This is a genomic window from Paenibacillus mellifer (assembly GCF_023195895.1).
In the GTDB taxonomy this organism is placed as follows: domain Bacteria; phylum Bacillota; class Bacilli; order Paenibacillales; family Paenibacillaceae; genus Fontibacillus; species Fontibacillus mellifer.
Genome location: NZ_JALPRK010000002.1, coordinates 15,425 through 39,550 on the forward strand (window position 1 = coordinate 15,425; position 24,126 = coordinate 39,550).

A 24,126-nucleotide genomic window follows, 5' to 3' on the forward strand; every position below is an offset into this window, starting at 1 on the left:
GAGGGAGTGCCGTGAATAAAAGTTACGAAGTGGAATACTGCAACCTGGAACTCCGATTCGACCGCCGGCACATTCAACAATTGATCCGCGACTTGATCCAAGACGGGTATTCTTTATATTGGAGCGAAAATGAAACTCTCTTTATTATCTCGGTCCGGACCGGACGAAAGCTGACCAAGCTGCGGTTTCAGCGTCTTCCCAAAGGATACAAGCTGGTTGGCGATTACGTGATCCGGGATGCCAAGCTTGCCGAATGGCTGGAGAAGCTGATCGGGGATCTGCGCGGTCATGCGGTGGTCAAACGGTTCAAGGATCGTCAGATCCTGGTAGAAAATATTTTATTCGGGGAAGTCATCCGTCTGGTCGAAATCTCGGGGATGGAGCACCGCGTCATCTATCAGAAAGGTCCGGTTGTCGACACGGCGCAGATGGCGGAGATGTACGCTTCCGAGTCTGCGGAGCAGCAGCTGGCCCATCTCCAGGAAGAGCTGGACGCCGAGCTGGAACGATTGTTCGAAGCGATCCAACAGGGAGATACCGAAACCACCGAAGCCTGTAAGGAGAGGTTGCGCAAGCTTCGGCTCGAATTGCTACGCCTTGAATGGTAACCGCTGAAACAGCTCATCCTAGGGGAGTGATTACCTGTCTCGCTGTCCGCACAACCTATACGAGATCATAGAAGGCAAGTCCTTGGCTCCCACGGCGTTGGGGGTTGTTTTTTGAGCGAAACGGCGCAGGGTTCACTTCTGTACACAAAAGAGTTAAAATGATACTATTGAAAAAAATATAGTGTGCAAAGGATGGAGACCATGTCAAAACAACAAATCGGCGTCATCGGCTTGGCCGTCATGGGCAAGAATTTGGCCCTTAATATTGAGAGCCGGGGCTTTACCGTGTCGGTATTTAATCGCTCCCCGGAAAAAACGCATGACCTGCTCGATAACGAAGGCAAAAGCAAGAACCTGGTCGGCACGTTTTCCATCGAAGAGTTCGTGAACTCGCTGGAAACGCCGCGCAAAATTTTAATCATGGTACAAGCCGGTCCGGCGACAGACAGCACGATTGAACAATTGCTGCCTTATCTGGATCAAGGCGATATCATCATCGACGGGGGCAACGCGCACTTCCCGGATACGCAGCGCCGCAGCAAAGAACTGGAAGCCAAAGGGTTCCGCTTTATCGGCACAGGGGTATCTGGCGGCGAAGAAGGCGCTTTGAAAGGTCCTTCCATCATGCCAGGCGGACAAGAATCCGCTTATAAGCTGGTTGAACCTATCTTGACGGCAATTTCCGCGAAAGTGAACGGCGATCCTTGCTGTACATATATTGGTCCGGACGGAGCCGGACATTACGTAAAAATGGTGCACAACGGCATCGAATATGGCGATATGCAGTTGATCGGCGAAGCCTATCATTTGTTGAAAGATGTGCTGGGCGTGGATGCGAAGGAGCTGCACGAGATTTTCAGCGAATGGAACAAAGGCGAGCTGGACAGCTACCTGATCGAAATTACCGCCGATATCTTCTCCCAATACGATGAAGAAACCGGCAAACCGATGGTTGACGTCATCCTGGATGCTGCCGGTCAGAAGGGCACTGGGAAATGGACAAGCCAAAGCGCGCTCGACCTGGGTGTGCCGCTGTCCATGATCACGGAGTCGGTCTTCTCCCGTTTCCTCTCGGCGATGAAGGAAGAGCGTGTTGCGGCTAGCAAAATTCTGAGCGGACCTGCGAAGAAGGCTTTTAACGGCGACAAGAAGGAGTTTATCGAGAACGTCCGCAAGGCCCTGTTCGCTTCGAAAATCGTTTCGTATGCCCAAGGTTTTGCGCAAATGCGTTCCGCTTCCGACGAATACGGCTGGGATTTGAAATACGGGAACATCGCGATGATCTTCCGCGGCGGTTGCATTATTCGTTCCCAATTCCTGCATAACATCAAGGATGCTTACGACCGCGATCCTGCGCTGAAGAACCTGCTGCTGGATCCTTACTTCAAGAATGTTGTGGAAAGCTATCAAGACGCATGGCGTAATGTCGTATCTGCCGCTGTGGCGAACGGCATCCCGGTGCCGGGCTTTGCCAGCGCGCTGTCCTACTATGACAGCTACCGCACGGAACGCCTGCCGGCCAACCTGCTGCAAGCGCAACGCGATTACTTCGGCGCCCACACGTTCAAACGTGTCGACAAGGAAGGCGTCTTCCACCATCAGTGGTTCTAAGCCGAAGCATGAATTGCCCGGAAGCCGGAGGGACGATGAGGTCTCTGCCGGCTTTCTTTTTGTGTTGAAAATGGGTTGGCCTGTGTTATGATATGAAAAAGTTTACTCTGAGCTTGAGCTAGAGCTAGAGTCTTCATAAGCTGAACAGAGCAAGTAGGTGAACGAACACATGAATCTACCGTTAAACAATATCGTACTGATCGGCATGATGGGCACGGGGAAGTCGACCGTGGGCGCGCTGCTGGCAGCCGAAACCGGCCTGACGCTCGTCGATCTCGATCAGCGGATTGTTCAGGAAGCCGGTCGGACAATACCGGACATATTCGCGGCCGAAGGAGAAGCTTATTTCCGTGAACTGGAGTCCGCTCTACTACGAGGAACGCTGCAGGAACGCGGGATCGTGCTGGCAACGGGCGGCGGCGCCGTACTTCGCGAAGAGAATCGCCTCGTGATGCGGGAAGGCGGGCTGGTCGTCGCGCTTCAAGCAACCGCGGAGGAGATTATCGCGCGGGTTGGAGAAGATCCAGGTCGACCGCTGCTGGCTGGAGGCGCGAAGGAGCGGGTGATCACCCTGCTGGAGGAACGGAAGGACGCTTACGCTTTTGCCCATCTCACCATCGATACATCGGGGAAAAGCGCGGAACAGGTGTCCGCAGAGATTTTAACGCATTACCGCGGTTCTTGATCAATCACAATAAAGGGGAATGTGAATCATATGGACGTTATCGTAAGGCCTACGCCGGAATTGAAGGGCGAATTCGGAGCTTTATCTTCCAAGAACTATACGACCCGTTACCTGCTGGTTGCCGCTTTGGCGGAAGGGACAAGCACCGTCTATTACCCGGCGCACAGTGAGGACAGCGACGCGATGCGCCGCTGCATCGCCGATTTGGGAGCGGTGCTGGAAGAGGACGAGGAGAAGATCGTCATTACCGGGTTTGGGCGTCAGACGAAGGATGTTAAGGAACTGAACGTAGGTAACGCCGGAGCGGTCTTGCGGTTCCTGATGGCGATTGCATCACTCTGCCCGGAAGTGACGTTCGTGAACACCTACCCGGATTCGCTGGGGAAACGTCCGCATGACGATCTCATTGACGCGTTGGGGCAACTCGGGGTGGAGGTCCGCCATAATGAAGGCAGACTGCCGATTACGATTCGCGGCGGAGCGCCGAAGGGCGGAAAGATCCGCGTGTCCGGCTCGGTCAGCTCGCAGTACCTGAGCGCCTTGTTGTTCCTGACGCCACTGCTTGCTGAAGACAGCGAAATCGAAGTGCTGAATGACCTGAAATCGAAGGTCGTCATTGGGCAAACGCTGGAGGTGCTGGAGCAGGCCGGAATCGTTATTCATGCCAGCGATGATTACATGCATTTCCGCGTGCCCGGTGGGCAAAGCTACCAGGCGAAGACGTATACCGTGCAAGGTGATTATCCCGGTTCGGCTGCAATTTTGGCTGCAGCTGCGGTGACGAAGTCGGATGTTAAGGTTCACCGTCTGGCCGAACGCAGCAAGCAAGGGGAACGCGCCATCGTAGACGTTTTGCAGATGATGGACGTGCCGCTAACCCATCAAGACGGAACGGTGCACATCCAAGGGAACGGACGTCTGCGGCCGGTAGAATTCGACGGCGATGCAGCGACCGACGCCGTGTTGGCCATGGTGGCGGCTGCGGTGTTTGCTGACGGGACGTCCCGCTTCTACAACGTGGAAAATTTACGTTATAAGGAATGCGACCGGATCTCTGATTATTTGACGGAACTAAAGAAAGCGGGAGCCAACGTGGAGGAACGCCAAGCGGAAATTATCGTGCATGGCCGTCCGTCCGGTCTGGAGGGCGGCGTGACGATCAATGCGCATTACGACCACCGCGTCATTATGGCGCTGACCGTCGTAGGCTTGCGCTGCCGGGAGCCGCTGGTGATTAAGGATGCGCATCATGTGGCGAAGTCGTATCCGCAATTTTTTGACCATATTGTCTCGCTTGGCGCATCCGTGGAACGGGTAGAATAAACTTGAACTAAGAACTGCGAGGCGCTGGATGTGACCGGCGCCGGCAAAGGAGGCATTTCAAATGGCATTTGAAAATCCAAGCCGTGAAGAAATCAAGGAGATTCTGCTGAGCGCCGGGAACATTGCGGTTGTCGGGTTGTCGGACAAAACCGACCGAACCTCTTACATGGTAGCTCAAGCACTGCAAAGTAACGGCTACCGCATCATCCCGGTCAATCCGACCGTGAACGGCGAAATCCTTGGCGAGAAGGTGTACCCGAGTCTCTCGGATATCCCTGAGCCCGTGGATATCGTAAACGTGTTCCGCCGCAGTGAGCAGACGCCTCCGGTGGCAGAGGAAGCGGTGAAGATCGGCGCCCGCGTGCTCTGGCTGCAGTTGGGGATTACGAGCGATGAAGCGTATGAAATCGCCTCGAAAGGCGGTCTTACCGTGATCATGGACCGTTGCATCAAGGTTGAGGACAGCATTTTGATCGGAAAACGCAGTTGAATGAAGCGAGGCCAATAGGACCCGTCCACATTCGGAGGGCCCTTTTTTGGCTTCTCGTTTTTCCTTTGACAAATTTGAGGGGCTAGGATTACCATAATGAAATAGATAGAGGGCATCCTAAAGAGGAAGTTCAAAAATCATCAAAGCTGATTTTTGAACTCTTATTAGAATGGAACTTACAAGCAGGACTAGGGGGTCACTACATGATACAGGGGATCGGAGCAGCAGCGGGCGTCGCCATCGGCAAAGCTTTCGTGCTGCCCGCCTGGGAATGGGACGTACCGGATCGCCGGATGGAGAAGGTGGATCTCGCCAAAGAATTCGAGCGGTTGTACGAAGGCATTCGCACGTCCAAAACCGAAATCGAAGTGATGAAGAACGAGATTAAAGAGACGGTGGGTGCGGAGGAATCCGGCATCTTTGACGCTCACCTGGCCATCTTGGAAGATCCCGTCTTTATGAGCGAGATCCGGGGAATCATCGAACGCCAATACAAGGCGGCGGAGGTTGCTGTTAAGGAAGCGATCGACCATTTTGTAACGATGTTTGACCTGCTGGACGACGAATATATGAAAGAACGGGCGCTTGACATCAAGGATGTCGGCAACCGTCTGCTTAAGCATCTGCTCGGAACGCCGGACATCACGCTGCCGGCGGATACACAGCCGTATATTTTGGTGGCCAAAGAGCTGTCCCCTTCCCAACTGGTCCATTTGAATCCGGACAATGTGCTGGGTATGGTGACAATGGCCGGCGGCAAAACCTCGCATTCGGCGATTATGGCTCGGGCGTTGGGGATTCCGCTCGTTTCGGGGCTAGAGAATAAGCTGGCGGAGCCGTTGCAGACTGGCGATATGCTGGTGATTGACGGGGACGAAGGATTAGTTTATCTCCATCCTGAGCCGGCGATCGTGACGCGTTTTACGGAGTTGGCGGAGAAACAACGCCGCCGCAAGGAGCAGCTGCAGCTGTTGGCTGCGGTTGAGGCGATAACCAAAGACGGCGTACGCATGCGACTCGCCGGGAATATCAGCTCCGTCAAGGATTTGGAGCTGGCTTTGAAGCACGGCGCGGAAGGCGTTGGCTTGTTCCGCACGGAGTTTTTGTATATGGACCGTTCCACTTTCCCTGGCGAAGACGAGCAATTTGAAGTGTATCGTCAGGTCGCGGAGAAGGCCGGGGCGCACCCGGTCGTGATCCGAACGCTGGATATCGGCGGCGACAAGCAGCTGGAATATTTCGAGCTGCAGGAAGAGGAGAATCCGGTGCTGGGTTACCGCGGGATCCGCATCAGCCTGGACAGTCGAGAGCTGTTTCGGACACAGCTGGCGGCGATTTTGCGCGCTAGTGCTTACGGCAAGATGAAGATCTTATATCCGATGATCTCTTCGCTGGAGGAAATTCGCGGGGCGAATGCGATTTTGGAGGAAGCCAAGCAAGATTTGACCCGGCGGGGACTTCCTTATGACCCTGAGATTCAGGTCGGGATCATGATCGAAATTCCGGCCGCGGCGGCGATTGCCGATCTGCTGGCCCAGGAAGTGGATTTCTTCAGTATCGGCACCAACGACCTGGTCCAGTACGTGTTGGCCGTCGACCGGATGAACGAGAAGATCGCCCATATGTACCACCCATTCCATCCGGCAGTACTACGTCTGCTCCGTCAAACGGTGCAAGCAGCCAAGGACGCGGGCATCACCGTCAGCGTCTGCGGCGAGATGGCCGGGGACGAGAAGGCGGTGCCGCTCTGGCTGCATCTGGGCGTCACCGACCTGAGCATGTCGCCGCAGGCGCTGCTGCGCGTGAAGCATTACGTGTTGAACTCCGATTCGCGGGAGAGCAAGGAAGTGGGTGCTGCCTGCTACCGCTTATCAACCAGCGATCAGGTCGAATCCGAGCTGGTACGTTATGCACATGAGTTGGAACAAGAACGTTTGGGCAAATAATAACATAAGCCGTCCCTAGGTCAGGAGTGACACCGGGGACGGCTTATTGCGTTTCAGGCTTTCCCATTGCTTCGTCATGTCTCGCCATAGATGGCAGGATGAGGCGGGACGAGACGACTACTGCAGATCAGCCACTGCATCCACGAACGCTTTGCCGTAAGCCGGCAGGTCCGGCGGGCGGCGGGCCGAGATGATGTGTCCGTCTACAACGACGGGCTCGTCAAGCCAGATCGCGCCGGCGTTCTGCATATCGTCACGGATACCCGGCGTGGACGTTACGGTCACGCCTTTCAGGATCCCGGCGGAGATGAGTACCCAACCGGCGTGGCAGATTTGCCCGATCGGTTTCTTCGCTTCGTGCAGCTCGCGGACGAACTGGAGCACTTTATCGTAACGCCGAAGCTTGTCCGGTGCCCAGCCGCCAGGGACAAGAATCCCGTCATACGCGCTGGCAGCGATTTCCTCAAAGGCAAATTCGGCCTCGGCGGGGACGCCGTATTTGCCAATGTATTTTTTCCCTTTCACCGAGCCGGCCAAATGCACTTCTGCCCCCTCTTCGCGAACGCGGTAGATCGGGTACCATAGCTCCAAATCCTCAAATTCCTCATCCACCAAAGCAACGATCCTTTTGCCAGTTAATCTCAAATCCAACTCCTCCTGTCTTTTATGGTACTTGACGAAAACTCGATTCGATATTTTAATTGTATCAAAAATGATAACTATTTCTATGCCCGGCGGTTTCTGAAACCTTTCCAATTATGGCAATTTAAAGTACCTTACGCCAACAGAAGGAGATTCTCGCAAGCGGGTCGAATAAGATCAATATTCATAAAATTTATCGAATCAAAAAAATGCAAAGGACTAAGATGAGGTGGTACTGTGCGAAAGCACTGTCATTGCGGGCAAATGATGAACCTAGGCTTCAGGCTGGTCATTTTTGAAGGAATCTATGAAATCGACCGAGTTCCCATTTACGAATGTGAGGATTGCAGTTATTACGAAGTGCTTCCTGAGGTGAAGTCAGATCTGACGGACATGTTGTCCGAGCTCAAGAAAAAGCAGCCGAACGGCCGCGTTTATTTTACCGAGATGAACGAGTTGGCTGACCTGATTTTCGGTATCTATCGCCAGTGGAACCGGACGGAGAGCGCCTCCTTTGAAAGCCTGCTGGAGCAGCAATGCGAGGAACGAATCAACCTGTTGCTGGACTTATACGGCGGGGCCAAGAACATCGGCGATCTGGAATGGATGAACGAGATCTCCAAACGTCTCTCCCAATTGTCTAAATATGTCAAGAATCGACAGCTTTCCTAGACAAATTGACGATTTTGCTCGATTTTTGCAAATCATTTTGTAAATGATGTTGTATTTTCATTTCTCTTTTTGTTAAGATATCAACAGAACATCTGGAGATTCTTATTCGTATAAAAGGGGATGAATGTCATGTCCAATTGGATGAGAATACAATCGATCCAGGAGCTGAATGATGCTATGGAACGCTCCTCAAGCCAGCCGCTGCTGCTGTTTAAGCACAGTACCCGCTGCCCGATCAGTGCCGGGGCACATAAGGAAGCGGAGGCGTATTTGAACGGGACTCCGCGCGAAGACGTTACATACGGGCTGATTTACGTCATTGAGAACCGGGACGTATCGAACGAAGCAGCCGAACGGCTTGGCGTCAAGCATGAATCCCCTCAAGCCATCCTGATCAAGGAGGGACAAGCCGTCTGGCACACGTCTCATTCTAAGATCACGAAGGCCGCGCTGCAGGAGATTTTACGCTGAGTGAAGCGTTATCATTGCATAAAGTAGTATTTTGTCGTATCATAAATCTAATTGAAGCTCTGGAACTTTACCGGATGAACGAGTGAAAATCTATTGGCAATGGAGAGAAGAATGTGACGGTTACCATTTACGATGTGGCACGTGAAGCAGGCGTCTCGATGGCCACGGTTTCCCGGGTTGTCAACAATAATCCGAATGTGAAGCCGCAGACCCGGAAAAAGGTTTACGAAGCGATAGAACGGTTAGGCTACCGGCCCAATGCCGTAGCCAGGGGTCTTGCCAGCAAGAAGACCACCACGGTTGGTGTGGTCATCCCCGATATCTCGAATTCGATCTTAGCGGAAATCGCTCGGGGCATCGAAGATATTGCAAACATGTATCACTATAACATTATTTTGTGTAATGCCGACAAACGCAAAGAGAAGGAGATTCGCGTTATTAACACGTTGCTCGAGAAGCAAGTGGACGGGCTCCTCTTCATGGGCGGAACCGTAACGGAGGAACATATTCAAGCGTTCCAGACGTCTGCGGTGCCAATCGTGCTTTGCGCAACGAGCGACGAGAACGGATTATATCCTTCCGTGGATATCGACCACGAGGCAGCGGCTTTTGACGCGGTCAGCACGCTGATCCGTCATGGACATCGCGAGATTGCGATGATCAGTGGAACGTTGCAGGATCCGGCGAACGGTTATGCGAGATTCCAAGGGTACAAGCGCGCGTTAGAGACGGCGGGCATTCAGTACCAAGAGGATCTGGTGCGGATCGGCAACTATCGCTATGAATCCGGTGTGGAAGCGATGAAGTATTTCCTCGGGCTGAAGAAGCGGCCGACGGCGATCTTTGCAGCAACGGACGAAATGGCGATTGGCGCGATCCATAGCATTCAGGACGAAGGCTTGAAGGTACCGGACGACTTCTCAATCATCAGCGTTGACAATATTCGTATGGCTTCGATGGTTCGCCCTCAGTTGACGACGGTCGCTCAACCGATGTACGACCTCGGTGCGGTAGCAATGCGTTTGTTGACGAAGTTGATGAAGAAGGAAACGGTCGAGAACCCGCGGGTGATTTTGCCGCATGAAACGATTTTGCGGTTGTCCGTCAGTCACGTCTAAGCGTTTTCGGGCGATCAGGCAACTTTTCGTTTAGAGAGATAAGTTACACATAGAAAATATATATGAAAAAGGTTAACAACGGATAAAAAAGCTCCTTATTTAAGGAGCTTTTTTGAGTATTCGGGGACAATAATTCGTGCCCGCACAGATATGGACGGGAAAACAGGAGGGAGAGACTCACATGAACCAAACGATTGGCCTGATGGGGGCCATGGATGAGGAAATCGCCTTGCTGCTCGAAAAGGTGGAGCGTCAGGAGAAGGTTGACGCCGCAGGAGCCGCTTTTGTCAAAGGCATACTGCACGGACGGGATGTTGTCGTATGCAAATCCGGCGTCGGCAAAGTCAATGCCGCGGCCACAACCCAAATCTTAATCGATCGTTTTGGAGCAGATACGATCTGGTTTACCGGGGTGGCCGGAGCGGTGCACCCGGATTTGAACGTTGGGGATATCGTCATTTCGTCAACTTGTATGCAACATGATATGGACGTGCGGCCGCTGGGCTTTGCGCGCGGCATTACACCGTACCAGGACGTCTCCGACTTTCCGGCCGACCCTTCCCTGATCCGCTTGGCAGAAGACGCTTGCGCCCGTCAGTGCACGGATCATCAATACCGGGTGGGTCGGGTGCTGTCCGGCGACCAGTTCATCGCGGATCCGGAATTCGTTGGCTCTGTTCTGTATAGGGAGCTGGACGGCGCTTGCGTCGAAATGGAAGGGGCAGCGCTCGCGCAGGTATGCCATCGGAACGGGGTGCCGTTTATTGTGCTTCGCTCCATCTCGGATAAGGCGGACGGTTCCGCTGACGTAAATTTTGCCGAATTTACTACACTGGCCGCTCGGCGTTCGTTTGCTATTCTAAATGACATGGTAGAGCATGCCGGCGAGTTGAAAAACTTTAGGTGAGGTTAAGTAACCCCGCCTAAAGTTTTAGGGATAATCCTGCAAAGCGACCGCGAGAGTCTCGCGGTTTTTTGTTGTGATTTCCGCTCGGCGGGGGATACCTTCCCAATGGGATAGGTCGTCAAGCCAAGCGACGGGAAGCTCGAATGGAGTCTGCGGCTGCCAGCGATCCATCCAGGCTTGCGGCAGCGGGAGCAGCGGGTCTTGGCGTAGAGTGGCGGAAAGGGGATGATCGCTCATCTCCAGCCACAGCAAACTCCAGGCGCGGGGAACCACCCGCCAGAAGTCGTATCCGCCGCCGCCCATGGCAACCCAGCGGCCTTCACAATAGGTGTGAGCCAGTTCGTGCAGGATGGCCGGCATCTCTCGGTAGATCGACATGCTGCAGTGCATGTGCGACAGCGGATCCAGCGCATGGGCGTCGCAGCCGTGCAGGCTGACGATCAAATCCGGCTGGAAATGCGCGGTTAACTTCCGGATCGATTCCTCGAAGCATTCCATCCAGGAGGCGTCTTCCGTATACGGCTGAAGCGGCAGGTTCATGCAAGCGCCATAACCTTGATGCTCGCCGCGTTCCGGCAGGAAGCCGGTGCCCGGGAACAGGTATTTGCCCGTCTCATGGATGGAATAGGTGCACACATCGGGGTCCGAATAGAAGCTCCACTGGACCCCGTCGCCATGGTGGACGTCCGTGTCGACGTACAGGACGCGCGCGCCGTAATTGCGGCGGGCATAGTCGATGGCCACCGCGGTGTCGTTGTATACGCAGAAGCCGGCCGCTCTGGCCGACAGGGCGTGGTGGAGACCGCCGCCGAGGTGCAAGGCGTGCGTGCTGGAGCCGGAGAGCACGGCCTCCACGGCCGTAATCGTCCCCCCGACGACCCAGGTCGCCGCATCGTGCATGCCGGGAAAATAAGGCGTATCCTCGTCCAGCAGTCCAAACTGCTCGCCGCGCGTGATCCAATCCGCCTCGGGATTCGGGAGGCTCAACTGCTTGACGGCTTCGAGGTAGGCCGGCTGATGGATCCAAAGCAGCTCTTCGTCGGTCGCCGGCCGCGACAGGTGCATCTGCTGCGGCGTCAGCGCGCCGACCTCCCGCAGCAGATCCATCGTCAATTCCAGCCGGATCGGATGGAACGGATGGCCGTCGTGAAACCGGTAGTTCATCGCCTGCTCATGGTGGACAAATAAAGCGCTTCCAGGCATGGATGCATCACGCCTTCCTTTTTACTGTCAGTACATAAAACGCTGCTGAAAACGAATCCGGTCAAACTGCTCCTCGGAGGACAAAGGAACCTCTTTGCCGATCCGCACCATCAGGCAGTTCGCCGGATGGGAGCAAATTTCCGGGTCATCGGTGGCGTACCAGACCATGTCGACGGTCTTCATCAACCGCTCCATCATGGTGCGGTAATCCCACACGGATAAGCCGCTCTTTTTCAAATCCCAATGCCAATAGTATTCGGTCGTAAAGACGATGTATTTCTCCATCTGACCGTCTTCAAACGCCGTGCGGATCATCTTCGATCCGAGTCCCAGGGAACGGTAATCGTCAGCGACTTCGACGGCTCCAAGTTCAATGAGATCGGGCATGTGGCCTTGTGACCACCGTTCCATTTCGTCGGGATAATGAAAGGTGACATAGCCGACGATGGTGGAATCCTCGCGGGCCAGGATAATGCGCCCTTCCGGTAGACCGGCGATTTCGACCAGTGCGGCGTGTTGATCTGCCGGCTTGCGGAACGCATCCAGATCGGGATGCATCTTTAAGGTTTGGAGATGGGAAGGGGATACGGGTCCTTCCACAACGATTTCACGATTCTGATGGGGCAGGGTGTGGCGGATATACGTTTTTTGGTGTTCCATGGAACCGCCTCCTTTGCTCGTTCCCCTCACTTATAACAGAAAAATGAAAATTTGAAAAGTGTAGCCTGTGCGCGAAAACGTATGCTATAATGTTCTCCGACATAAATTATTCACATTTTCAGGCCGCGTGTGTGATCGTTGTACTCGAAATACCGCCTCAAATCGCTTGATGTCTGTCGTTGTTCTTTCGATCAAAACGGATGCCCTCACCCATGACGCTGAACAAGGCTTTCAACTTACACTGCTATGTATCCGTTTTCATAAACTTTGATCTATTGTTTGGGGATTTCCAAAGATGAAGGGAGGATGAAACGATGAGTCAACTGCAAGGGGAAGTCATTTCACCGGGCGTTCCGTCGTCCAACATGGGCAGCTATGAAGAGGCGTATAAGAATTTTCAATGGGAGGATGTTGAGAAACAGTTCTCCTGGTACGTCACAGGCAAAGTGAACATGGCTTATGAGGCGATCGACCGCCACGTCGATGCGGGCAAGGGTGCGCGTGTAGCGCTCCAATTCAGCGATCCTTCGCGAGAGGAGTCGTATACGTACGAGGACATGCAGGGGCTGACGAACCAGTTCGCGAATGTGTTGCGCAAGTACGGCATCACGAAGGGGGACCGGGTTTTCGTCTTTATGCCGCGGACGCCGGAGCTCTATGTGAGTGTGCTGGGTACGCTTAAGGTCGGCGCGGTCGTTGGACCATTGTTCGAGGCGTTTATGGAAACGGCAGTTAAGGATCGACTGGAGGACAGCGGAGCGGTTGCGTTGGTCACGACACCGGCACTGCTGCCAAGGGTGAAACGCGAGGAGCTGCCGACGCTGCGGACCATCATCGTTGTAGGCGACGAGGTGGCAGCGGGAGACGGGATCGTTGATTATAAGAAGGAGATGGAAGCCGCATCCCCTGAAGCCGAGATCGAGTGGGTGAATCGCGAGGACGGCCTGATTTTGCATTATACGTCGGGTTCGACCGGCAAACCGAAAGGCGTTTACCATGTGCATAACGCGATGATTCAGCACTATCATACCGGCAACGTTGTGCTGGACCTAAAGGAAGGGGACGTCTATTGGTGTACAGCGGACCCGGGATGGGTCACCGGCACGTCCTATGGCATTTTTGCCCCGTGGCTGCACGGCGTGACCAATGTCGTCCGCGGCGGGCGCTTCAGCCCGGCCGACTGGTATGAGACGATCCAAAAGAACAAGGTGACGGTCTGGTACAGCGCGCCAACTGCGTTCCGCATGCTGATGGGAGCGGGACAGGACGTCATTAAACAATATGATCTGTCATCACTCCGCCATGTCATGTCCGTTGGTGAACCGCTGAACCCTGAGGTAGTGCGCTGGGGGATGAAGGTGTACAATCATCGGATTCACGACACGTGGTGGATGACGGAGACAGGCGGGCAGCTCATCTGCAACTATCCGTCGATGCCGATTAAACCCGGTTCCATGGGTAAACCGGTGCCCGGCATTGAGGCGGCGATCATCGACGAGAACGGTAAGGAGTTGCCGCCGTACCGGATGGGCAATCTGGCCATCCGCACGCCGTGGCCATCGGTCATGCGGCTGATCTGGAACAATGCGCCGAAATACGAGGAGTATTTCCGCATACCGGGATGGTACATTTCCGGCGATACGGCTTACATGGACGAGGACGGCTACTTCTGGTTCCAGGGCCGGATCGATGACGTGATCAATTCCTCCGGCGAACGGATTGGCCCGTTCGAGGTCGAGAGCAAGCTCGTCGAGCATCCGGCCGTCGCGGAAGCCGGGGTCATCGGCAAGCCGGATCCCGTGCGCGGGGAGATCATCAAAGCGTTCATTTCGCTGCGCGAAGGCTTTACACCTTCCGAGGAGCTGAAGGCGGAGATCGCGAAGTTCGTCAAGGAAGGGCTGTCCGCTCACGCCGCTCCGCGCGAAATCGAGTTCAAAGATAAGCTGCCCAAGACCCGCTCCGGCAAAATCATGCGCCGCGTGCTCAAGGCCTGGGAGCTCAACCTCCCGGCCGGCGATTTGTCGACGATCGAGGATTGAGGTCGGTGGATCTATAGCAGGAGTCCCCTCAAGCGAAGGCTTGGGGGGATTCTTTTTTTGCGGGAAGGGAGGGGACCAGCAAACCAGCCCCTTGGGGGAGCGATCTCTGTCGCCGAATCGTAATTATATTCAAAAAATCGAACATATTCGCTCGATTCCGGCGGATTTCTCTCAATATATATGAAATTTCATACATAATCGTGCCTTTGGAGCGCCAACCTCGAGATTTTATATGAAAAATCGAACATATTTCTTCCAAATGGAGGGGGCGACGCGGATTCTATTCGAAAAATCATATAGAATCGCTCAAATCCGGCGGATTCCTCTCAGTATATATGAAATTTCATTTATAATCGTCCCTTTGAAGCCCCAACCTCGAGAATGTATATGAAAAATCGAATATAATTTCTCCAAACGGGGGTTCGCAGCGGATTATATTCGAAAAAATATATACATTCGCTGGATGGGGGGATGGATTGATTTTTAAGCTTAATGCCACTATTTAAACAAAACAAAAAAAGCAGCAGGTGGTAGCCTGCTGCTTTGTCATTACTTACTATACTGCACCGGCGCCGACGGCGGGGATTCGCCCAGCACGTTGACGGCGGTGACCTGGATCCAGACGGAGCTGGAATCGGTTTTGAACGAGAAATGCGCGTCCGAGGTGGAACCTACCTTCGTGTAGGAGCCGCCTTGGGCATCGGACACATAGACGTTGTAGCTCGTCACGAGATCGAGCGCGCCGTTCGCGTCCCAGCTAACGGTGAACCCGCGGTCGTCCTTCTTGACGCTCACCTTGGCAGGCGAAGCGGGGAGCGGACCGCCGTCACTATTGTCGCCGATCGTATCGTCGTTGCTGCCGTCCGGCATTCCGCCGTTCGGATCCGACGTCGAACCGCCGTCCGGGAATACGCCGCCGCCAAAGGCGCTAACGATCGCGCTTGGCGCCGATTCCTTGCCGGCCACGTCGACCGCCGTGACGTAGTATGCGGTGGCGAAGCCGTCTGATCCGCCGTCCGTAATCGCGGCTGGATCTCCAACCAGCGCCGCTTTCCCGGCGTACTGGAAGGTCACGCCGTCATCCGCACGATACAAGCGGTAACCGACAATGTCTTTTTCCGAATTTTCGCTGAACGTGATCGTGGCTGCTCCTCCGCCACCAGACAAGGCGGCATTCGCTGGTGGAGCCGGCGCTTGGCCGTCGTCAACCCGCGGATCCGGTTTGTACGGTGCGTCTTCACCGGCATCCTTCGGCATATAGAAGCTCAGCGGTTTGTGCCCGCCGGACATCCCGGCGAACGCCTGCTCCAGCTGCTCCTTGAGCAATTCGATCGGCGTTTCGCGTTTCACCACAACCTTCTCGCGAAGCATATCGGAAGGTGTCGTCTCCAGCGGTACATAGTTAATTCCTTCATACGTCACGTATTTGGCGCGGATCAGCACGTCGTCCGGCTCCGTCGGCACATACTTGGCGTTGAAAATATCCGTGACCAGCTTGCCCGCTTGCTGCGTTAATTGGGTCGGCAGCTTACCGCTATAGCCGGACACCGTTTTCGACACGATGCCGTCCGGTTTGGTAAACGCCTCGGTCGCGAACAAATCCGGTTCGTTTTCGGTCACTTCGTTCATGACGAGCGCCCAAATTTTGCGCGCCCGCGATTTGCCGGCTTCCGACAGCGTGTTCACCGGCTCGCGGTACCCGATCCATACGCCCAGCGTAACGTCCGGCGAGTAGCCCATGAACCAGACGTCGGCGTAGTTCTGCGTGGTTCCGGTTTTCCCGACGACCGGGATTTTGCCATAGTTCTTGAAGTCGCTTTTGATCGATTTGCCGGTGCCGTCCTTAATGACGGTACGCAGCATGTCGGTCATCAGGTAAGCCGTTTGCTCGGAAAATACCTGCTGCGGCTCGACCTCATGCTTGTAGACGATATTCCCTTTGGCGTCGGCGATTTTCTCGATCATGTATGCATCGGTGAACTTCCCGCCGTTAGCGATGGCGCTGTACGCGTTGGTCAGTTCCTCGACAGTAACACCATATTTCAGGCCGCCGAGCACGCCGGTTTGCGCGCTATAGTCCTCATCCTCCAACGTCGTGATCCCCAGCTTCTTAGCGAAGTCCCAGGCCTTGTCGATGCCAACGATGTTGTTAAACACGCGAAGTGCCGGGATGTTCCGGGATTCATTCAACGCGGTCCGCGCCGTCACAAGGCCTTTATAGCCGCCGCTCGAGTTCACTGGGATGTGGAAGCCTTTTTGATAATCCTTCAAAATGATTGGCGAATCATCAATGATGCTGGCCGGCTGAACGAGTCCGGCATCGAGGGCCGGCAAATAAGCGGCAATCGGCTTCATCGTCGAGCCCGGCTGCCGTTTCATTTGCGTAGCATAGTTCATTTGCTCCGTGTAGAAGTCGCGTCCTTCGATCATCCCGAGGATCGCGCCGGTCTTGTTATCGATCATCATCGAAGCGACTTGCTCCAGGCCTTTCTTCTCGCTCGGTGGCGAGAAATTGTCGGCGTTGTCCGACACCTTGTGCATGGAGTTGTAGACCTTCTTATCGATGGTCGTATACACCCGGTACCCCCCGGTCAGCAGCTCTTGGCGGGCTTCCTCGAGGATTTGCGTATTTGCTGCGACCTCTTCTTTGGTCATCTCCGGGTTGTTCAGCATCGCAATCACGATTGCACCTTGCCGTTCCGTCTCCAGCATCAGATAAGGGAAGGTGTCGTAAGCCTTCTTCGTCGGTTTGGCCAGCGAACCCTTGAGATCGAAGGCCATCGCTTCGTCATATTGCGCCTGCGTGATCTTGCTCTCCTCAAGCATGCGCTGCAGTACCAACTGTTGGCGTTTTGCCGCCCGCCCGAATGCCTCCTCATTGAATTCCCCTTTACCGTTAAAAGCGGAGTATGTAGAAGGAAGCTGAGGCAAACCGGCTAAATACGCCGCTTGCGCAATATTCAGGTCCGCCAGATTGCTGACGTTGAAGAGGCCCTTGGCTGCGGCTTTGATGCCGTAGACTTGATACCCGTTCGAACCGTTGCCGAAAGGGACCTTATTCAAATAAGCCGTAATGATTTCTTCCTTGGATAAAAAACGCTCTAGCCGCAGCGCCAGCAGCATCTCCTTGACCTTCCGGTCCTCGGTTTTATCCAGGTTCAGGAACACGCGCCGTGCCAGCTGCTGTGTCAGCGTACTGCCGCCGGTTTGCACGTCCTCATGGAGCAGGCGCTGCTTGATCGCCCGCAAAGTCCCCTTAAAATCAATGCCGATGTGTTCCTCAAAATGATTGTCCTCGATAGCAATCACCGCATCCAGCACCGTTTGCGGGATCTCCTTGTAAGTGACAGGGCGGCGGTCCTCTTCCGAACGAAGCTGGCCAATAGGTTGGCCGTCACGGAAATAGGCGAAGCCCGTCATTTCATTATGATTGATTTTCGCTTCAATGTCGGCACGTGACCGCACCGGATCGTCCTTGACGATGGAGGATACGTATCCGAATACGGCCCCCCCGGCAAACAGAGCTCCGGCTAATCCAAACAGAACGAGCCAACCCAATATCGCCCAAGCAATCCGGCCTTTTTTGCGCTTCCGGGCGGGTTTAGCGGGTTTTTCGCTCCGGGTATTGCGCCGCAGCTTGCCGGAGTTTTTGTCGTTCTCATGATCCATGCATGATCCTCCTTTATAAACAGCAACATTATAGCATAAAAAAGGGGATTTGGATGTTTTTTCAGCGTATTTTGGCGTGATATGGAGCCGTAATCGTGCTTATGACCTAGCTTTCGTAGGTTTGACTTTGCGAATGCATCTATGATATATATTATTTTAAATCGCATATCGACAAAAGGCTTGGAAAGACTCAGTAGAAGGCGGAATCCCGCTGCTCAGAGAATCGGTGGTTGCTGCGAACCGAATGGGCGGATCCCTTTTGAAATACCGTCTGGAGCCGTCCGGGGGAACGCGCTTGAACGATTCGAAGCGCTAGTAGTCCGGTACCGGGGGATCCCGTTATGTGAATGAAGTGAAAACCGCGAACGGTTCGTTCGTAACCTTGCGTGATCCGAGCAGCGGTTTTAATTAGGGTGGTAACGCGAGCGCTCCTTCTCGTCCCTTGGGATGAGAAGGGGCTTTTTTGTGTTTATTTTCATAAGCGGTTATTTTACAAATTAGATGGAGGTAGGAGCAATGAAGTGGGAAGAATTAAACGCGGCACAGCAGGCCGAGGTGGAACGGCAGCTTCAGGTGATTTCACGCGGTGTGGTGGAGATTGTACCGGAGGATGAGCTAAAGCAGAAAGTGATCAAGTCGGTGGTGACTGGCAAGCCGCTGAAGGTGAAGCTGGGGCTGGATCCTTCCGCGCCGGACATTCACGTCGGCCATACCGTGGTGATGCAGAAGCTTCGTCAGTTTCAGGAGCTGGGGCATCAGGTGCAGTTGATTATCGGGGACTTCACAGGACGGATCGGCGACCCGACCGGTAAATCGGAAACCCGTAAACAGTTGACAGAAGAAGATGTGCAGCGGAATGCGGAAACGTACCGCCAGCAAATTTTCAAAATTTTGGACCCGGACAAAACCCAGGTCAACTTCAACTCCGAATGGCTGGCGCCAATGACGTTCGCTGATGTCGTCAAGTTGTCCGCCAAAGTCACTGTAGCGCGTATGCTCGAACGTGACGATTTCACGAAGCGGTATACCACAGGGCAACCGATCAGCATCCACGAGTTTTTCTACCCGCTGATGCAGGGGATGGATTCGGTAGCATTGGAAAGTGATATCGAGCTCGGGGGAACGGACCAGAAGTTTAACCTGCTCATGGGACGGACACTGCAGAAAGAATACGGCAAAGACACGCAAGTCGCCATCATGACCCCGATTATCGAAGGTCTGGACGGCGTGCAGAAGATGAGTAAGAGTCTTGGCAACTACATCGGCATCGATGAGGCGCCAAACGAAATTTACGGCAAGGCGATGTCCGTGCCGGACGAGCTGATGACGAAATACTACGAACTCGTGACGGACCTGTCCCTGGAAGAGTTTGCAGCTCTCCACGAGGGTCTTAAGTCGGGGAAAGTACATCCACGCGACGCCAAAATGAGACTCGCTCATACGCTCGTCCGGATGTACCACGGCTCGGAAGCTGCCGATGCGGCGCAGGAGCATTTTGTGACCGTATTCCAGCAACGAGCGTTGCCGGAGGATATTGAGGAGAAGGAAATTCCTGCCGCCGAGATGGAGGACGGGAAAATCCGCCTGATCAAACTGCTGACCTTGATCGATTTCGCCGCATCCAACGGTGAAGCTAAGCGCAGCATCCAGCAAGGCGCGGTGAAGCTGAACGAAGAGAAGATCAGCGATCCGAACGCTGAAGTGGAGCTGGCGGGCGGAGAGATCATTCAAGTCGGTAAACGTAAATTCGCCAAGCTGTTTGTTAAGTAATCATGAGAACCCCGCACCCTCGTCGAGGGTGCGGGGTTTCTCTTTGTTCATACAGAAAAAACCGGCCAAAGTCGATAACGACTCGGGCCGGTTTGTGTTGTTGAAATCTTAACGGTTGTAGAACTCGACGATTTGCTTCTCATCGATGTCTTGCGACAGTTCGGAACGTTCTGGCAAACGAATGTATCTGCCTTCCAGAGCCGTGTCGTTGAATTCCAGGTAAGCTGGAAGATGCGAACGGTTCTCCAGGGCTTCCTTCACAGAGGAAAGGCCGCGGCTTCTTTCACGAAGACTGATCACGTCGCCGAGGTTTACACGGTAAGAAGCGATGTCCACTTTCTTGCCGTTAACAGTCACGTGGCCATGAGCTACGAGCTGACGCGCACCAGCACGGGAGTTTGCGAAGCCCAGACGGTATACGAGGTTGTCCAAACGGCTTTCAAGCAGGAACATGAACGTTTCGCCCGCGATACCAGGCATTTTTTGCGCTTTCTCGAACAGGGTGCGGAATTGCTTCTCGCCCAAGCCGTACATGTGGCGCAGTTTTTGTTTCTCGAGCAACTGTGCTCCGTAGTTACTAATTTTTCTGCGTTGGTTAGCGCCGTGTTGACCCGGAGGGAAAGGACGCTTCAAATCTTTGCCTGTACCGCTCAAGGAAATGCCAAGACGGCGGCTGAGTTTAAATTTAGGACCAGTGTAACGTGCCATTGTATAGGTAGACTCCTTTGTTAGTTAAATTTCGTATAGGGTTCTACTTGCGCGGGTTTTGTTTGGATGAGCGAAGGATAGATGGAAAATACGCTCCCTAACAGGAAAGTTCAGCCGCTGTCCTGTTAGCAACAAAAACCGAGAGGGTGCTCGCATGCGTTACGCCCTAAGTAAGACTCTATCCAGTCTTCATCAACAATATATATTATATGAATTTAGGGGGTAAAGTCAATAAGTGTTTTTGTTGGGAAAGGTGGTTTTTTGTCGATAGGGCTTTTGACCTAAAAAAATGCCGTGAACCTTAGGAATTATAATGCAAAACCCTAAGGAAGATAGTAAAATAGAGATAACAGACATGAACGGATCCGGCGGAGATGGACAAGCTTGAACTTCAGGGAAGGAAGCTTGTCCGTTTGGTATTTATCGTAAGTTGAAGGGCTAAAATCCAACGCAGCATATAAAGGAGCTTTTTTTATGGCCGATCAATCCTTGGGTCAGCCGATGCTGAACCTGAATCATGCTTCTGGCCTGCAGCGGCTCGATGATGGCGACAATTATACGGATTGGCTGCGGCAGCTTGATATTACTGTCCATGATTTCCCCTACATCGATTCGATCTTAAAACAGGGTTATGCGGAATGGCTTAAGTTGGTAAGCGAAATGCCGGAACTCGGTAAGGCCGACTTTTACCTTGCTGGCAGTCGCGGCGAGGTACTGCTTGCCGATTCGCTTGATTCGGGACAGCCGATGAGCCCGCCCTGGCCCAAGCCAATTGAAGGGGTTATCGGGCAAAGCCTTCGCGAACGAAAAGTGAGCACAGCCGAAACAACGGATGGGGTTTATGTGGCTGTGCCCGTGTTTACCCGCATCCATGGCGAATTGTTCGCTGCGTTCGGATGCTGCTTGCGGGAGAGCAACCTCATGGCGGCTGTTCTGTTCGCCAAGACGGCGGCACAGTTGTTACATTCTTGCTTCTACAAGTGTTTCGAAGGGTTGTTCGTTTCCGATCTGCTGCGCGTCCAGCAGCAGGCTAAACGTGAGGAACAACGCCGCTCCAAGCTTTTTCAAGTCGTACAGAAGCTCCATGATAAGATCGATGTGGATTCGGTGCTGACCGAAGTGTTCGAACGGGTTTCCGGGATGTATCCGGCAGCCCGGTTGGAGCTATTGATGTCCCAGGATCATTTAAGCCGTGATCCGCGGGTCAAATCGCTGCAGCTTCACGGACAAGGCGATGAGTTGCTCGTGAGGGCCTTCATGGAAGGCCGGATGCAGGTTAGGGAATCTGTAGATCCGGAAGAAGGCGCTGCAAGACGGCTGGAAATTGCCGTCCCGCTCAGTGGAAAGCAAGGGGTATATGGTGTTTTTCATTTGCAAATTCAGCGGGAAGAGATCGATGATGTGGATTTGCAACTGATCGGTATGCTGGCAGATACGGCTGGCACGGCGTTCGAGAACGCCAAGCTGTACGAGCAGTCCAATTTGTTGATTAACGAATTGAGACTAATTAATGAGCTCACCAAACGGTTGAATCAGAGCCTGCGGCTGAAGGAAGTGTTCAAGTTTGCTACCGAAGAGCTGCTGTCGATTTTCAAAGCGGAATATTGCTGCATCTCCCAACTGAATAAGGAACGGGAAACGTTCGAGATTATGTCCAGCAACGTGCCGGGGCTGTCGAAGGAGCATTTTCCGAAAAATTACGGGTTCAGTGGTCTGGTGTGTTCCACGCAGGAGCCGATTATTCTGTCGGACTTTCAGGCATATGGTAAAGTATCCTCAAGATTTATGGAGGAGACGGATTCCCGTTCGTTGATCACAGCACCTTTAATTGTCCGAGGTGAAGTTAACGGGGTAATTATGCTGGCGCACCGCAAGCCCCGCTTCTTCTCTTATGACAATTACAAGCTCCTTCAGGTGCTGTCCTCACACATTGGCCTGGCGATTGCCAACGCTTCGCTACACGCGGAGGTTCGTCGTATGGCCAACCGCGACATGCTGACAGGACTTTATGCTCGCCACTATGTCGATGATGCGATTCAGGAGTTCCAGAAGAAAGACACGAACGGCTCTTTAATTATCGTTGATATCGACCAGTTCAAGCAGGTTAACGATACGTACGGCCATCAGACCGGCGATAAAATCCTGAAGCAGGTATGCGCAATCGTCAAGAGCTCGATTCGCAAAACGGACATCGCTGCCCGGTGGGGAGGCGAGGAACTGGCCGTGTATTTGCCAGGGGCAAGCGCCGATAACAGCTACCAAATCGCGGAAACGATCCGGCTGCGCGTCGCGATGGACACCGATCCGTCGGTTACCGTATCGTGCGGCATTGCCGAGTGGATCCAAGGTGACGATAAGCTTAGCGTGGAATCGTTGTTCTATCAGGCGGATATGGCTTTATATAAAGCCAAGAACAACGGGCGGAATCAGACGCAAATTGGGTTGAGCGGTGATGCGCAAGCCCCATAAACGTTGCTAATGTTGCTCCTGATATAGAACGCTCCTAGCCCGAATCATTAGTCGGCGGGGCGTTCTTTTTTTGCCCTAGCCCTCCAGTGAATAGAGCGACCGCCCCTGTGGCAGGCTACTGCTAGAAGTCAAAGTGAACGGTCCGGTGGTGAACCGGTGCATTTTTGAAGGCGGGGGCTTGCGTATGAGGGGGATGACACAGAAAGGGCCGTTTTACCGGTTAGCCGTCATTGGGTACGGTTTGTTCTTCACGCTTACGTTGGCATCCTGTGGGATGAGCGAAGCGAAAACGCCCGAGCAGTGGTTTGAGTTCACCTGGTCGGGGCTCGCGGGGTGCGACACGTTGACGTTTCGGGGCCTGGCCGCCTTGCAGCGTGCGAACGGGCATGGACTGGAAGAGAGTCTCAGTTATACGGGACGTCTTCAAGATCACAGAGAATTGAGCATCCGAGCCGAACCGGCTAACAAGAGCACCGGAAACCTCGGCGGCCGGCTCCAAGCGGCGGGTTTAGCACAACCCAATGGATGGGAAGCCAAGCTGCACTTAGAGAATGGCAACTGGCTGGTGCAGTCGGACAACCACGATGCGCTGTTGCAAGGGGTTGTACGGTTGAATCCATTGGATCAACTGGAGGAAATCCGGATGGCCGCTAAGAAAACGATCACCACCGAAAGCGGTGCCGCGCGGGGAACGAAGGTACTCCGCATCGAGATGGATCCAGCCGAAGCCAGCATGAGATTAAAAGATCGTCTGCTGTCCGAAATGGAGCTTACACGCAAGGGAGGAATGGAACGACTGGTTAGCGTTCCAACCCCGATGCAGGAGTCGCTACGCAGCGAGTTATCGAAGATTTGGACCACGGGTAACGATCAGTTGTCGGCCATGCTTGAGCAGTTGAACGCAACCGTTGTCTATCACTTGACGATTGATCGCAAATCTGGGCTTCCCGCCAGACTGACCTCGGAAACAACGCTCAAGTACCTGTCAACCAAAGGCGTACCGCAGCGGGAGGTGCTTCGCACCGATAATCGGTTCGAGAACTATAAGTAGCTGTGACATCCTAGGTTAGGCTGACTTTATCCCCTCATCGTGCTACAATAACAGAAGAATTAACCAATGGTTAAACAACGCGGG

At 53.8% G+C, this 24,126-nt stretch carries 19 protein-coding genes and 1 other annotated feature; of the genes, 14 read left to right on the forward strand and 5 right to left on the reverse strand.

Going from position 1 to position 24,126, the window contains the following annotated elements; all coding sequences use genetic code 11:
- The first annotated feature begins 11 nt into the window (after positions 1-11).
- From M0651_RS02780 to ptsP, 6 genes are all read left to right on the forward strand, one after another.
- Positions 12-608 carry a YkzI domain-containing protein gene (locus tag M0651_RS02780; protein ID WP_248550333.1) on the forward strand — a complete coding sequence of 199 codons (597 nt, stop codon included), beginning with the start codon at positions 12-14 and terminating at the stop codon, positions 606-608.
- Between the two features lie 201 nt (positions 609-809).
- Positions 810-2,219, forward strand: coding sequence for an NADP-dependent phosphogluconate dehydrogenase (gene gnd, locus M0651_RS02785; protein WP_248550334.1), 1,410 nt, complete (start codon positions 810-812; stop codon positions 2,217-2,219).
- A 169-nt stretch (positions 2,220-2,388) separates the two neighbouring features.
- Positions 2,389-2,904 (forward strand): shikimate kinase, encoded by a 516-nt coding sequence (locus M0651_RS02790; RefSeq protein WP_248550335.1) that lies wholly within the window; start codon positions 2,389-2,391, stop codon positions 2,902-2,904.
- Between the two features lie 30 nt (positions 2,905-2,934).
- Positions 2,935-4,227 (forward strand): 3-phosphoshikimate 1-carboxyvinyltransferase, encoded by a 1,293-nt coding sequence (gene aroA, locus M0651_RS02795; RefSeq protein ID WP_248550336.1) that lies wholly within the window; start codon positions 2,935-2,937, stop codon positions 4,225-4,227.
- Between the two features lie 61 nt (positions 4,228-4,288).
- On the forward strand, positions 4,289-4,717 hold the full coding sequence (locus tag M0651_RS02800; protein WP_248550337.1) for a CoA-binding protein: 429 nt from the start codon (positions 4,289-4,291) through the stop codon (positions 4,715-4,717).
- 203 nt (positions 4,718-4,920) lie between these two features.
- A complete protein-coding gene (gene ptsP / locus M0651_RS02805) occupies positions 4,921-6,663 on the forward strand; it encodes a phosphoenolpyruvate--protein phosphotransferase (RefSeq protein ID WP_248550338.1) in 1,743 nt (580 codons plus the stop codon).
- Positions 6,664-6,780: 117 nt separating this feature from the next.
- Here ptsP and M0651_RS02810 read toward each other — a convergent pair whose 3' ends face one another.
- Complete coding sequence (locus tag M0651_RS02810; protein WP_248550339.1) at positions 6,781-7,308, reverse strand: type 1 glutamine amidotransferase domain-containing protein; 528 nt, start codon at positions 7,306-7,308, stop codon at positions 6,781-6,783.
- Between the two features lie 234 nt (positions 7,309-7,542).
- Between M0651_RS02810 and M0651_RS02815 the strand changes: the two genes are divergently transcribed.
- The 4 genes from M0651_RS02815 to M0651_RS02830 all read left to right on the forward strand — a co-directional run bounded on the left by M0651_RS02815 (position 7,543) and on the right by M0651_RS02830 (position 10,473).
- Positions 7,543-7,977, forward strand: a complete 435-nt coding sequence (locus M0651_RS02815; protein WP_248550340.1) for a hypothetical protein — start codon at positions 7,543-7,545, stop codon at positions 7,975-7,977.
- Positions 7,978-8,106: 129 nt separating this feature from the next.
- A complete protein-coding gene (gene ytxJ / locus M0651_RS02820; protein ID WP_248550341.1) occupies positions 8,107-8,448 on the forward strand; it encodes a bacillithiol system redox-active protein YtxJ in 342 nt (113 codons plus the stop codon).
- 113 nt (positions 8,449-8,561) lie between these two features.
- The gene (gene ccpA / locus M0651_RS02825; RefSeq protein WP_248550342.1) at positions 8,562-9,566 is read left to right on the forward strand and encodes a catabolite control protein A; all 1,005 of its coding nucleotides are present in this window, start codon (positions 8,562-8,564) and stop codon (positions 9,564-9,566) included.
- 181 nt (positions 9,567-9,747) lie between these two features.
- Positions 9,748-10,473: a 5'-methylthioadenosine/adenosylhomocysteine nucleosidase gene (locus tag M0651_RS02830; protein ID WP_248550343.1), complete on the forward strand. Its 726-nt coding sequence runs from the start codon at positions 9,748-9,750 to the stop codon at positions 10,471-10,473.
- Between the two features lie 24 nt (positions 10,474-10,497).
- Here M0651_RS02830 and M0651_RS02835 read toward each other — a convergent pair whose 3' ends face one another.
- Entirely contained in the window at positions 10,498-11,676 is a 1,179-nt protein-coding gene (locus tag M0651_RS02835; RefSeq protein WP_282577731.1) for an acetoin utilization protein AcuC, read from the reverse strand.
- 27 nt (positions 11,677-11,703) lie between these two features.
- Positions 11,704-12,336: a GNAT family N-acetyltransferase gene (locus tag M0651_RS02840; protein WP_193419065.1), complete on the reverse strand. Its 633-nt coding sequence runs from the start codon at positions 12,334-12,336 to the stop codon at positions 11,704-11,706.
- Positions 12,337-12,650: 314 nt separating this feature from the next.
- On the opposite strand from M0651_RS02840, the gene acsA reads away from it, so the two are divergent.
- A complete protein-coding gene (acsA, locus tag M0651_RS02845) occupies positions 12,651-14,375 on the forward strand; it encodes an acetate--CoA ligase (RefSeq protein WP_248550344.1) in 1,725 nt (574 codons plus the stop codon).
- 549 nt (positions 14,376-14,924) lie between these two features.
- Here acsA and M0651_RS02850 read toward each other — a convergent pair.
- Entirely contained in the window at positions 14,925-18,044 is a 3,120-nt protein-coding gene (locus M0651_RS02850; RefSeq protein ID WP_248550345.1) for a transglycosylase domain-containing protein, read from the reverse strand.
- A 172-nt stretch (positions 18,045-18,216) separates the two neighbouring features.
- Positions 18,217-18,490 (forward strand) — a binding site (T-box leader).
- 70 nt (positions 18,491-18,560) lie between these two features.
- Here M0651_RS02850 and tyrS point away from each other — a divergent pair.
- A complete protein-coding gene (gene tyrS / locus M0651_RS02855) occupies positions 18,561-19,814 on the forward strand; it encodes a tyrosine--tRNA ligase (RefSeq protein ID WP_248550346.1) in 1,254 nt (417 codons plus the stop codon).
- A 108-nt stretch (positions 19,815-19,922) separates the two neighbouring features.
- On the opposite strand, the gene rpsD is transcribed toward tyrS, so the two are convergent.
- A complete protein-coding gene (rpsD, locus tag M0651_RS02860; protein WP_248550347.1) occupies positions 19,923-20,522 on the reverse strand; it encodes a 30S ribosomal protein S4 in 600 nt (199 codons plus the stop codon).
- A 474-nt stretch (positions 20,523-20,996) separates the two neighbouring features.
- On the opposite strand from rpsD, the gene M0651_RS02865 reads away from it, so the two are divergent.
- Together M0651_RS02865 and M0651_RS02870 are read left to right on the forward strand one after the other, a co-directional pair.
- Complete coding sequence (locus tag M0651_RS02865) at positions 20,997-22,991, forward strand: diguanylate cyclase (protein WP_248550348.1); 1,995 nt, start codon at positions 20,997-20,999, stop codon at positions 22,989-22,991.
- Between the two features lie 193 nt (positions 22,992-23,184).
- Positions 23,185-24,042 (forward strand): hypothetical protein, encoded by an 858-nt coding sequence (locus M0651_RS02870; RefSeq protein ID WP_248550349.1) that lies wholly within the window; start codon positions 23,185-23,187, stop codon positions 24,040-24,042.
- Positions 24,043-24,126 lie beyond the last annotated feature (84 nt).

What these genes read in the sequence shown, in the direction of transcription:
- gnd (WP_248550334.1), top strand. Translation starts at nt 810, where the DNA reads ATGTCAAAACAACAAATCGGCGTCATCGGCTTGGCCGTCATGGGCAAG.
- M0651_RS02790 (WP_248550335.1), top strand. Translation starts at nt 2,389, where the DNA reads ATGAATCTACCGTTAAACAATATCGTACTGATCGGCATGATGGGCACG.
- aroA (WP_248550336.1), top strand. Translation starts at nt 2,935, where the DNA reads ATGGACGTTATCGTAAGGCCTACGCCGGAATTGAAGGGCGAATTCGGA.
- M0651_RS02800 (WP_248550337.1), top strand. Translation starts at nt 4,289, where the DNA reads ATGGCATTTGAAAATCCAAGCCGTGAAGAAATCAAGGAGATTCTGCTG.
- ptsP (WP_248550338.1), top strand. Translation starts at nt 4,921, where the DNA reads ATGATACAGGGGATCGGAGCAGCAGCGGGCGTCGCCATCGGCAAAGCT.
- ytxJ (WP_248550341.1), top strand. Translation starts at nt 8,107, where the DNA reads ATGTCCAATTGGATGAGAATACAATCGATCCAGGAGCTGAATGATGCT.
- M0651_RS02830 (WP_248550343.1), top strand. Translation starts at nt 9,748, where the DNA reads ATGAACCAAACGATTGGCCTGATGGGGGCCATGGATGAGGAAATCGCC.
- M0651_RS02835 (WP_282577731.1), bottom strand. Translation starts at nt 11,676, where the DNA reads ATGCCTGGAAGCGCTTTATTTGTCCACCATGAGCAGGCGATGAACTAC.
- M0651_RS02840 (WP_193419065.1), bottom strand. Translation starts at nt 12,336, where the DNA reads ATGGAACACCAAAAAACGTATATCCGCCACACCCTGCCCCATCAGAAT.
- acsA (WP_248550344.1), top strand. Translation starts at nt 12,651, where the DNA reads ATGAGTCAACTGCAAGGGGAAGTCATTTCACCGGGCGTTCCGTCGTCC.
- M0651_RS02850 (WP_248550345.1), bottom strand. Translation starts at nt 18,044, where the DNA reads ATGGATCATGAGAACGACAAAAACTCCGGCAAGCTGCGGCGCAATACC.
- tyrS (WP_248550346.1), top strand. Translation starts at nt 18,561, where the DNA reads ATGAAGTGGGAAGAATTAAACGCGGCACAGCAGGCCGAGGTGGAACGG.
- rpsD (WP_248550347.1), bottom strand. Translation starts at nt 20,522, where the DNA reads ATGGCACGTTACACTGGTCCTAAATTTAAACTCAGCCGCCGTCTTGGC.
- M0651_RS02865 (WP_248550348.1), top strand. Translation starts at nt 20,997, where the DNA reads ATGGCCGATCAATCCTTGGGTCAGCCGATGCTGAACCTGAATCATGCT.
- M0651_RS02870 (WP_248550349.1), top strand. Translation starts at nt 23,185, where the DNA reads ATGACACAGAAAGGGCCGTTTTACCGGTTAGCCGTCATTGGGTACGGT.